Consider the following 12,335-nt stretch of genomic DNA (forward strand, 5'->3'; position numbering starts at 1 on the left):
CCGTTTCCTTGGGCTTCCGTCAGTCCTCGCAGGTCAGAACTTCAGCCGCGCGCCCATATAGAGCGATCGAGGTTCGCCCGGCGTAAGAATCGCAGCGTTCGCCGCGGCGATGTCGCGCACGCTGAAATACGATACGTACTTCTTGTTGCTCGCATTGCGCAGTTCGGCATACACCTCCCACTGCGGGGTCGTATATCCAGCGCGCAAACCCCACAAGGAGTAGCTGTCGACGGTGTACGTATTGGAGAAGTCCGCGAACCGACGGCCCACCACATCAAAAGTCGGGCCGAAGAAGATACCGCTCGCGTGGCGGTACAAGACCTCACCCTTGATGGTGTAGCGTGGCGCAGCCGGCAAGCGGTTGTTGCGGTAGCTCGAATCGTTCTTGAACTCGAACTGGTTCAGCGTGATGTTGACCAGCGGCTCCAGTCGATGTGCTCCGGCGCCATCCATGGCGAGGCTGGCGCCGACCAGGGCTTCCACACCGGCGTGGAGGGTCTTGCCAACATTCGTCGACAGGCTGGTGCCAGGTGCATTCGGATCGTCGCGCGAGAGGATCTCACCGTTCAGACGGCCATAGTAGACCGCTGTATCCCAGTGCACCCGGTGGCGGTCGAACATGTGCGAGCCGCGCGTGCCGACTTCGAGCACCACCCCTCGCATGGCGTCCAGGGTGGAATTGTTCCCGCGCACATCGTCGTCCAGCTCGTACAGCGTCGGTGCTTCGTACAGGCGGCTCACATTGGCGAACAGCTGCGCCGTGGGTGACAACTCACGGATCACACCGATCCGGGGATTGATGCTGTCAAAGTCGGCCTTGGGGTTGCGCACCGCGCCGGTGGCCACGTTGGTGTTGCGGATCTCACGGCTGCCTGAAACCATCTGCGCGCCATACACGGCCGTCCATTGGGGGGCGAATTTCCAGCGATCGACGACGAACAGTTCGACGTTGTCGGCGTTGTTGTCCACTCCCGTGTTGATCGTCTGGGGGCCTCCAGTGACATAGCTGTAGTTGCCCCCCTTGACGCTGGTGCGTCCATAGTTCAGGCCAGCCAGAAAGTCGTGGTCGCCGGCGCGGCGCTGGTAGCGAAGGGTGGTGCCCAGGTTGCGCAGGGTTGTGTCGATCAGCAGCGAAAAGAAGGGCGGGGCGTAGACGATGGGGTGGTAGAGCTTCTGTTTCTCGAACGAGATGCCGGCCGTGAGGCTGGAGTCTGCATCGATATCCCACACGGTCCGGTTGGCGACACGCAAGGTCCGCACATTCAAGCGGTAGTTGCCTGCGACGGCTGCGGCTTGCGCCGCACGGGGATTGGCATTGAACTGCGCACGGGTGAGCGTACCGGGCAACTGCTGGTCGTTGTCGATGCTGGTCAGGTAAAACCGGGTACTCAGCGCTTCGCCGAGCTGCAGCCCGGCGTTCGCATAAAGGCCTTGCCGCTCTTGTCGCTGGTGGTCTCGAAACCCGTCGCTACGCTTGGCTTCTGCGGTGACGAGGGCATCGAAATTTCCGGCTACGCCACCGACGGTGAAACGAGCCTGTCGCTGCCCGTGGCTACCGCCGTTGATGACGGCCTCCGACGGCGCACCATCGCGCGCAGTGGGGGTGATGAAGTTGATCGCGCCCCCGAGGGTGCTCGCGCCATAGGTGAGCGCGTTGGCGCCGCGGGCCACGATGGCGCGTCGCATCGAAAGTGGATCGACATCGCGGTTGTGGTTGCTCCCGTCCGCCGCGGTGACGGGCAGACCGTCGATCAGCAGCTTCACGCCATTGCCGTCGTAGTTGGTGGCATCCAGGTTGGAGCCTCGAATGGACAGGAAGCTAGAGTCTCCGGTCGAGCCGCTGGCGGCCCACACGCCGGGCACGTAACGCAGCATGTCCGTGAGGCTTGTGACATTGCGCAAACGCAAGCCTTCGCCCTCCACTACGGTGACGCCGCCGGGAGTGGCGGCGCGTTCGGCCTCGACCTGCTTGCGGGATTGATCGCCGTCGCGTTCTGCCGAGATGGTCACCTGCTCCAGGGTGTTTTCTGTGGTGTCCTGGGCTTGCGCAATGGCGCAAGAAATGGTGGCCAGTCCTGCTGCCAGAGCTCGCATATTTCGACGCATGGAAACCCCCCCTGAGTGATCGGCTGAGATGGTCAACGGGTCGCAGTTCGGTCCGTGACAAGCATAGCAGCCGGCTGCGAAAATCACACGCGTTTTGCTAGCGTGGGCCTGTCATACGCCGAGCCTGTGTGCCGAGAAAATTTCAAGAGGTATCGCGGCCCGAGACCACCTCGGAGAATCCCAGTTTCCAACTTGCCTCAACCTGCCTTTTCCCGGGACCGGCCCTGAGCTGCCTGGCGGTTCACTTGTGGAGGCTGGCACACCCGCGGACAATCGATGGACGGGATTGACTGCACAAGGGAGAAATGGCATGCATTCGAAAAAGCTTCTCCGAGCTGTGTTCGTGGCGGTTGTTGCGATGTGCTGCATGCCCGCAGCAGTTGCCGCTGAATGCCTGCCTCCAGCCTGCGCTGTGAACGAAAGTACCGATGGAGGCGTGCCGGACGGCGTCTTCGAAAGCGATGGGGCCGCAGTGAAGGCATCTCCCGCTGATCCACCAGCTTCCAGGGGCGACGCTGCCGACGATCCTGGCTCAGCCATCTTCAATCCGTTCGCCGGCGCTCAGGACCGGCAGAAACCGCCATTTTCAGCCACCCTATTGAGTCTCTTGAATGGCAATTACGCAGAAGCTCTGGCCATTGTGTTGATCCTGGCGCTGGTGCTGGCGGGTGTCGCGGCCTTCATCTCTTTTTTGCGCCGCAAGCACTCGTAAGCGGATGTGTTTTTTTACCTTGATTATTGAGAGAAACTATCGAATCTCCAATAGTGAAAAATAATTGCATCAATTTTCATCCTCATACAGAATTCATCACCAAAGTTGCAAATCGACCACCGCTTGCCGATTGCTTTTGAAAGCAACGACTTACGGCGTGCCGACCTAGATCACTCCAATTCCTTGATGGAGAGACGTATGTATAGGTCATCAGGCGGGTCCCGAAGAGGGTGCTATTTGCATCCTCGTGTCGGCAATCTGTGTAATAACGCCCATCGCTCCATCGAGGTCGGCTATATCGCCCAGCTGCGATATACGACCGTTCGACGACGACCCTAGCCGTCAGCTAGGGACGTGACCACCCGTGGGTCACGAATCTCACCACTCTCTGCACACCTGAGCAAAGCCGCATGTGTCTTTGCCTTCGGCTGCGCGGGTTTGTGGTTGCGTCGATCGTCCTGTGTTTTGGGGAGCATCAAAATGGCCACGTTAATCAGATCCGATCTCGAGTTCATTCTTCAGCAAATCCTTATCGCGGAGGCACAGGCAGCGGGAGCGGACCCCGCGAGTTTGGTGCCCAACACTTTTGCGCCCTTTGGTCTCAGGACGGTCGATGGCTCGTACAACAACCTGATGCCTGGCCAGAGCGAATATGGCGCGTCGGACAACCCGTTTCCGCAGCTCGTGCCGCAAACCTATAGCAACGAGCAGGACGACAGCTTCCTGGGAATCACCAACACCAACTACGGCGCTCCCGGGAATGTGGTGGACGCCGATCCACGGCTGATCAGCAACCTGATCGCCGACATGACCAGCAACAACCCCGCAGCGGTGACCGCATTCGTCAACGCCGGTCTGGGCACGCTCGATGGGGCCGGCGTTCTGCATGACCTCAATGGCGCCGTCATCCCTGCCGGCACCTTGCTGGATATCCCCAACGTCGCGCCCGACGCAGGTCTGTCGGCGCCATTCAACTCCTGGTTCACTTTCTTCGGCCAGTTCTTCGACCACGGCCTCGACCTGGTCAGCAAGAACAGCACCGAAACCATCTTCATGCCGCTGCAGCCCGACGATCCGCTCTTCGTCGAAGGCAGCTCGACCAATTTCATGGTCTTGTCGCGCGCCACGCGGGACGCCAACGGCGACCAGATCAACCTGACCACGCCTTTCGTCGACCAGAACCAGACCTACACCTCGCACGCCTCGCACCAGGTCTTCCTGCGCGAGTACGCATTGAATGCGCAGGGCCATCCGGTCGCGACCGGCAACCTGCTCGATGGCGCCGACGGCGGACTCAGCACCTGGGCCGAAGTCAAGGCGCAAGCCCGGGCCATGCTGGGCATCGAGCTCACCGACGCCGACGTGCTCAATGTTCCCTTGCTCGCGACCGACCAGTTCGGCAAGTTCATTCCCCATCCCGTGACCGGTTTCGCGCAGATCGTCATCAGCGCTGGCCCGCCTCCGGTGCTGGCATCGGGCACGGCGGATGCGCCGATCACGACCGCCGGTGCCGTGCGCACGGGCCACGCCTTCCTGGATGACATCGCGCACAATGCCAACCTGGTGAACAGCCAGACCGGTGCGCTGCTCACGCCCGACGGCGACGACATCATCAACGACGGGCCGCCGGTCGCAGGCACTTACGACGACGAACTGCTCGATCGGCACTTCATCACCGGCGACGGCCGCGGCAACGAGAACGTTGCGCTGACCACCGTGCACCACGTTTTTCACTCCGAACACAATAGACAGGTCGAGGAAATCAAGGCCACGGTGCTGGCGAGCGGTGATGCCGCGTTCATTGCCTCATGGCAATTGCCTGACGGCTCCTGGAACGGCGAGCGCATCTTCCAGGCCGCGCGCTTCGCGACCGAAATGCAGTACCAGCATCTGGTGTTCGAAGAGTTCGCACGCAAGATGCAGCCGCAGGTCGATGCCTTCCTGCCCGAGGTCAACTACGACACGACCATCAACCCGGCCATCGTCGCCGAGTTCGCGCATGCGGTGTTTCGCGTCGGCCATACCATGCTCACCGAGACGGTCGACAGGCTCGATCCCAACTTCGCATCGAGCGATCTCGCGCTGGTCGAGGCCTTCCTCAACCCGGTGGCCTTCAACAACAATGGCGCGCTGTCGCCCGAAGCTGCGGCCGGAGCCATCATCCGCGGCATGACGCGGCAGGTTGGCAACGAGATCGACGAATTCGTCACCAATGCGGTCCGCAACCAGTTGCTGGGCCTGCCTCTGGACCTGGCTGCCATCAATATCGCGCGCGGTCGCGACACGGGCGCGCCCACCCTCAACGAGGCGCGCCGCGAGTTCTACGGCTCGACCGCCGACCCGCAACTCAAGCCCTATACCAGCTGGGTCGACCTGACGCAGAACCTCAAGCATGAGGCGTCGGTGATCAACTTCCTCGCGGCCTACGGTACCCACTCCGCGCTCCTGGCCGCCGATGTCGACACGCTCGCCGAAAAGCGGGCCGTGGCCGCGGCATTGGTCTTTGGTGGCAGCGTGGTGATCAATGCCGGCATCGCCGGGGAGCGCACCTTCACTGCGAATGAGACGGACCGGCTCGACTTCCTCAACAGCACGGGCGCCTACGCCAGCGGCCCGAACGGCGTGACGATCACGGGCGTCGACGACATCGACCTCTGGATCGGCGGCCTGGCCGAGAAGCAGATGCCTTTCGGTGGCCTGCTCGGCTCGACCTTCAATTTCGTCTTTGAAAGCCAGATGGAAGCGCTGCAGAACGGCGACCGCTTCTACTACCTGTCGCGCCTGGCCGGGTTGAACTTCCTCACCGAGATGGAGAACAACACTTTCGCCCAGCTGGTGATGCTCAACACCGATGCCACGCACCTGCCGTCGGACATCTTCTCGACGCCGGGCCTGATCCTCGAGGTCGACCAGAGCAAGCAGTTCACCGGCATAGGCGTCGGTGGCCATGGCGACCCGACCGAAGGCGGGACCGAATTGACGCCGCTGGTGATTCGCGACAACCCGACGACCGCGACCATTGAAACCAATTACCTGCGCTACACCGGGGACGAGCATGTCGTGCTTGGCGGTACGGCCGGCAACGACACCTTGATCTCCAGTCTGGGCGACGACACCATCTATGGCGATGGCGGCAACGACCGCATCGAAGGCGGTGACGGCAACGACCATATCGACGGCGGCGCCGGCGACGACATCATCACCGACCGCGGCGGCGACGACGTGATCAAGGGCGGTGACGGCAACGACGTCATCCAGGGGGGCAACGGCGCCAATCTGATCATCGGCGGCAACGGCAAGGACTTCATCATCACCGGCGAAGATGTGTCGGAAGTGTTCGCCGGCCAGGGCGATGACTTCATTCTTGGTTCCAAGGCCAACCTGCCGACCCTCGGCAACGAAGGCAACGACTGGATCGAGCTGGGTACGCAGGACGGCACCACGGGCGACAGCTTCGACCCGCTGTTCCGCGATGCGGTGATTGGCAACGACGTGCTGATCTCGGGCGGCGGCTTTGACGAGCTGATCGGCGAAGGCGGCGACGACATCTTCAGCGGCTCGGACGGCGAGGACCACTTCGACGGCGGCTCGGGCTTTGACTGGGCCATCTACAAGTTCGACAAGTACGGCGTGACCGCCGACATGATCGTCAACGACTTCGTGGTGCCGCCGGTGGTCAACTCGAACGCCGCGATGATGGACCGCTTCGCGTTCACCGAAGGCCTTTCGGGTTCCGCCTTCGCAGACTTCCTGCGCGGCGACGACGCCGACGCCACGGAGATCCTGCAGGCCGGCTTCACCGGCAGCGTGCTGACCAACATCGCATTGATCAACGGCCTGGCCGACGTATTGCCGGTCGGAACCACCTCTTTCGGCCAGGGCAACATCATTCTCGGCGGTGACGGCAGCGACATCATCGAAGGGCGCGGCGGCAACGACATCATCGATGGCGACGCCTGGCTCAATGTGCGGATCTCGGTCTCCGGCGTGCCCGGCCTGACCAGCGTCGACAGCATGAAGGAACTGGTGCCGCGCATGCTCTCGGGTGAGATCAATCCGAGCCAGCTGAGCATCGTGCGTGAGATCCTGATGTCGGACACTCCCGACTACGACACAGCGATGTTCTCCGGCCTGCGTGCCAACTACACCATCAGCACCGGCATTGGCGGGCGCACCATCGTCACCGACAACGTCGGCACCGACGGTATCGACATCCTGCGCAACATCGAGCGGCTGCAGTTTTCCGACGAATCCGTATTGCTCTCCGGCAGCAACAGCGCCCCTGGCGGCGCGGTCACGATCAGCGACAACACGCCGCAGATCAACCAACTGCTGAACGTCACGTCCCTGCTCACCGATGCGGACAATCCCGGCGGTGCGGTGAACGGGCCGATCAGCTACACCTGGCAATACGAGCCCGACCCGGTGAACGGCGCCGGTATTTTCCGCGACATCATTGACGTCGGTGGTGGCCAGCCGGCCACGGTCAACGGCACCACTTTCAGGGTGACTTCGCCGTTTGACGGCCTGGCACTGCGCGTGCGCGCGGTCTACAAGGACGCCAACGGCGTGCTCGAAACCGTGTATTCGGATGCCACCGCGCCCGTAGCGGGCACGGCCGTGGTCGTGCCGCCCGCACCGTTGCCGTCCGAGGTGCTGGTTGACAGCACAGGCGTGCGCTTCATCCAGTCCGACCTGCAGTTCATTCTGGAGCAGATCAAGATCGCCGAGCGGCACGCGTCTGGCAACGAGACACTGACCGACATCCTGGACAACCCGCGCGCGCCGCTCGGACTGCGCACGGTTGACGGCAGCTTCAACAACCTGGTGCAAGGTCAGTCCGGCTACGGTGCGGCCGATGAGCTGTTCCCGCGCCTGGTCGATCCGGTGTACCGGAACGACGCGGACGGTGACTCCATCAACCTCGGCGGGCCCACACCGCTGACCAACACCAACTACGGTAGCAATGGGAACGTGGTCGATGCCGATCCGCGCATCATCAGCAACCTGATCGTCGACATGACGAGCAACAACCCGGCCGCGGTCAGCGCTTTCGTCGACGCCGGGCTCGGTACCCGCGCCGACGGCACCCAGCTTGGCTCCGATGGCCTGCCGATTCCGGTCGGTACTCTGCTTGACCTCAATAATGTGCCGATTCCGGCCGGCACCCTGCTGGTGCTTCCGAACACAGCGCCCGACGAAGGCCTGTCGGCCCCGTTCAACGCCTTCATGACCTTCTTTGGCCAGTTCTTCGACCACGGCCTCGATCTGGTGCAAAAGGGTGGCAACGGCGCAATCTTCGTGCCGCTGCAGCCCGACGACCCACTTTACGTGGTGGGCAGCAACAGCAACTTCCTGGTGCTCACGCGCACCACCCAGTTCGCCGGCCCGGGCGCGGATGGCCAGCTGGGAACCCCTGATGACACGCACGAGGCACGCAACCTCACGACGCCTTTTGTCGACCAGAACCAGACCTACAGCTCGCATCCGTCGCACCAGGTGTTCCTGCGCGCCTACGAGCTCAATGCCGATGGCAAGCCGGTCGCCACCGGGGGGTTGATCACCAACCGTGACCTCGGCGGCGACGGCATCTTCGGCACCGGTGACGACATCGAGCTCGGGGGCATGGCAACCTGGGCGGTGGTCAAGGCCCAGGCGCGTGACCTGCTGGGCGTGGAGCTCGACGACATGGACGTGCTCGACCTGCCGCTGGTCGCAGCCGACGCGTACGGCAACTTCATTCCCGACCCGGTCACCGGTTTCGTGCAGATCGTGCGGCAGTCAGACGGCCTGCTGGTCTCCGGCACGCCAGACACACCCGTCAATGCCAGCTTGGCCGTGCGCACCGGTCATCCTTTCCTGGCCGACATCGCCCACGCTGCCAACCCGGTCAACAGCCAGGGGTTGGCGCTGACGGCAGATGCTGACAGCGTCGTCGGCGGCACACCGGCCGCGGGCTTCTACGACGACGAGCTCCTTGACGCCCACTTCATCGGCGGCGATGGGCGGGTCAACGAGAACATCGCGCTGACCGGCATCCACCACATCTTCCACTCCGAACACAACCGGCTCGTGGAGCACACCAAGGCCGTGATCCTGGCCTCGGGCGATGCGGCCTTCATCGCCGAATGGCATCTGCCCGACGGCTCGTGGGATGGCGAGCGCCTGTTCCAGGCCGCGCGCTTCGGCACCGAGATGCAATACCAGCACCTGGTGTTCGAGGAGTTCGCGCGCAAGGTGCAGCCGCAGATCGACATCTTCTTCGCCGCCACCCAGGTCTACGACACGGAGATCAATCCGGCCATCGTGGCCGAGTTCGCGCACACGGTGTACCGCTTCGGCCACTCCATGCTGACCGAGACCGTGGACCGTTTCGACGCTGACTTCAACGTCATCGGCAGCGGCCTTCCCGGCGCCGATCCGACCCAGCAGATGGGGCTGATCGAGGCTTTCCTGAACCCGCTGCAGTTCACACCCGGCGGCATCAGCGCCGAAGCGGCCGCGGGCGCCTTGGCCCGTGGCCTGACGCGGCAGCAGGGCAACGAGATCGACGAGTTCGTGACCGATGCCTTGCGCAACAACCTGCTGGGCCTGCCGCTGGACCTCGCCTCCATCAACATCATGCGCGGACGCGACACCGGGGTGCCGACGCTCAATGCCGCGCGGCGTGACTTCTACGGCGTGACCGGCGATTCCCAGCTCAAACCCTATGAAAACTGGGTCGACTTCATGCAGCACATCAAGCATGACGCTTCGGTGGTCAACTTCATCGCCGCCTACGGCACGCATTCCAGCCTGGATGCAGCCCTGACGGTGGACGCGAAGCGCGCGGCCGCCATAGCGCTGGTCTATGGCGGTATCGGTGCGCCGGAAGACCGGCTCGACTTCCTGTACGGTCGCAATGCCTACGCCAACGCGGCCGGCATCACCACCACCGGTGTGGATGACATCGACCTGTGGATCGGTGGCCTGGCCGAAAAGCAGATGCCTTTCGGCGGTCTGCTCGGTTCGACCTTCAACTTCGTCTTCGAAGAGCAGATGGAGAAGCTGCAGGACGGCGACCGCTTCTACTACCTCGAGCGCACGCAGGGCCTGAACTTCCTGACGGAGCTCGAGAACAACTCCTTCGCCAGACTGGTGATGGCCAACACCGACGCCACGCACCTGCCGGGAGACGTGTTCACGTCGCCGGGCTTCACGCTAGAAGTCGATGCGACCAGGCAGTTCACCGGCCTCGGCTTGCTCGGCCGTGACGACCCCACGGGCGCTGGCAGCCTGACGCCGCTGGTGCTGCGCGACAACCCCGGCACCGCCGGTGCCGATGTCAACTACCTGAAGTACAGCGGTGAAGACCACGTCGTGCTGGGCGGTACCGCAGGCAACGACACCATCATCTCCAGCGTGGGAGACGACACGCTGTGGGGCGATGCGGGCAATGACCGGCTCGAAGGCGGCGACGGCAACGACTTCGTCTTCGGCGGCGCCGGCGACGACATCATGACGGACCTCGGCGGCGACGACAACATGCAAGGCGGGGACGGCAACGATGCCATCCATGGCGGCAACGGTATCAACCTGATCCTCGGCGGCCATGGCAACGACTTCATCGTGACCGGTGAAGACCCGTCGGAAGCCTTTGGCGGCACCGGCAATGACTTCATCCTGGGGGCGCGCGCCAACGAGTTCGTGTTCGGCAACGAAGGCGACGACTGGATCGAGCTGGGCATGGCCGACGGCAGTGCCGGCGAGAACTTCGACGCCTTCGGACGTGACCAGGTGGTGGGACACGATGTCTTCATCGGCAACACCATCTCCGACCGCATGGACGGCGAAGGCGGCGACGACATCATGTTCGGCAACGGCGGCCAGGTGGACCGCTACGAAGGCGGCTCGGGCTTCGACTGGGCCGGCTTCAAGGACGACCAGTTCGGCGTCACGGCGGACCTGCTGCTGCGTGCCTTTGACGAGACGCCGGTGCCCGTGTCCAACGCCACGGTGCTGGCACGCTTCACCTCGATCGAGGGCCTGTCGGGGTCGGCCCACGCCGACGTACTGGCGGGGGACAACAACGATGCCAACGCGATGGCGCTTTCCGGCACCACCGGCAGCGTGCTGACCCGCATCGGGCTCATCGATGGACTGCAGGAGCTGCTTGATGAAGTGCTCGGTGTCGGCACGGGGCTGGTGGGCCCGGTGACATCATTCGCCGGCAACATCCTGCTGGGCGGTGGCGGCAGCGACATGCTTGAAGGCCGCGGCGGCAACGACATCATCGATGGTGACGCCTGGCTCAACGTGCGCATCAGCGTGCGCGCGAATGCCGACGGCACCGGCGCGGAGATCGCGAGCTACGACACCATGACCAATCTTGAGTTGCAGTCGCGGGTGTTCAACGGCACCTACAACCCTGGCCAGCTCACGATTGCGCGCGAAATCCTGATGTCGCCCACCTCTGACTTCGACACTGCCGTGTTCTCGGATGTGTTCGGAAATTACGAGGTCACCTTCATCGCAAACGATGTCTGGCAAGTCGCCCACGTCGTGGACGGCACGCCGGGCTCGGATGGCATCGATGTGGTGCGCAACATTGAACGGCTGCAATTCTCGGACACAGCGGCGTTCATTGCCGAAACCGGCTTCAATTTCGACCCGATAGGCCTGCTGACCATCAGCGATACCACGCCCTCCATCGGCGCGACGCTCAGCGTCTCGGCGCTGGGTGTGACCGATGCGGACAACGTCAGCGCTTTGAACCCGACCGGGGCCATCACCGGCCCGATCGCCTACTACTGGCAGGCCGAGGTCCGTCCCGGCATATTCCAGGACATCCTGATCGAGAACGCTGGTGGTGAAGTCGCACGCGCCACAGGACCCACCTACACACCACGGTTCTTCGAAAACGGGCTCGCGTTGCGGGTGAGGGCTGTCTACAAGGATGCCAACGACGTGCTGGAGAACGTCTACTCGGCACCGACCACGCCGGTCACCTTGGCACAGCCTACGATCAGCGACACGACGCCTACCGAAACCCTGACGCTTACCGCAGGGACCGCGGGCATCAGCTTGACCAACGGCCTGCCTGTCGTGGCCTTTGCTTATCAGTGGCAACAGGCCGTCAACACCGGTGTGGGCGGCGGTGACGCTGGCTTCACGAACATCGCGGGCGCAACACTCCAGACCTTCACGCCTGGCGCCGCTCAGGTTAACCGGGAGCTGAGACTGCAGGTGAGTTTCACTGACAACTTGGGCAACCTCGAAACCCGAACTTCGGATGTGACCATCGTGACCGGAGATTCGATTCCCGCCGCTGCCGCGGCCCAGGTGCTCAACGGCACGGAAGGCCAGGACATCATCCTGGGCGGCGCGGGCGCCGACACGATCAACGCGCTCGGTGAGGACGACATCATCGATGGAGGCAGCGGCAACGACACGGTTGCAGGCGGTGGCGGCAATGACACCATCAACTACACCGTTGCCGAGGGCGCGGATGCGGTTGATGGAGGTGCCGGCCTGGACA

3 protein-coding genes are annotated in these 12,335 nt (G+C 63.2%); 2 read left to right on the top strand and 1 reads right to left on the bottom strand.

Going from position 1 to position 12,335, the window contains the following annotated elements; all coding sequences use genetic code 11:
- Positions 1-33: 33 nt before the first annotated feature.
- Positions 34-2,094: a TonB-dependent receptor family protein gene (locus tag N0K08_RS14035; RefSeq protein WP_261501010.1), complete on the bottom strand. Its 2,061-nt coding sequence runs from the start codon at positions 2,092-2,094 to the stop codon at positions 34-36.
- A 322-nt stretch (positions 2,095-2,416) separates the two neighbouring features.
- Here N0K08_RS14035 and N0K08_RS14040 point away from each other — a divergent pair, with 322 nt between their 5' ends.
- Positions 2,417-2,818 (top strand): hypothetical protein, encoded by a 402-nt coding sequence (locus N0K08_RS14040; protein ID WP_261501011.1) that lies wholly within the window; start codon positions 2,417-2,419, stop codon positions 2,816-2,818.
- Positions 2,819-3,391: 573 nt separating this feature from the next.
- Positions 3,392-12,335, top strand: an 8,944-nt coding sequence (locus tag N0K08_RS14045) for a peroxidase family protein (RefSeq protein WP_315968008.1), incomplete at its 3' end; no start/stop codon positions are given.

It is taken from the genome of Acidovorax bellezanensis, assembly GCF_025421555.1.
Taxonomy (GTDB): Bacteria; Pseudomonadota; Gammaproteobacteria; order Burkholderiales; family Burkholderiaceae_C; genus Comamonas; species Comamonas bellezanensis.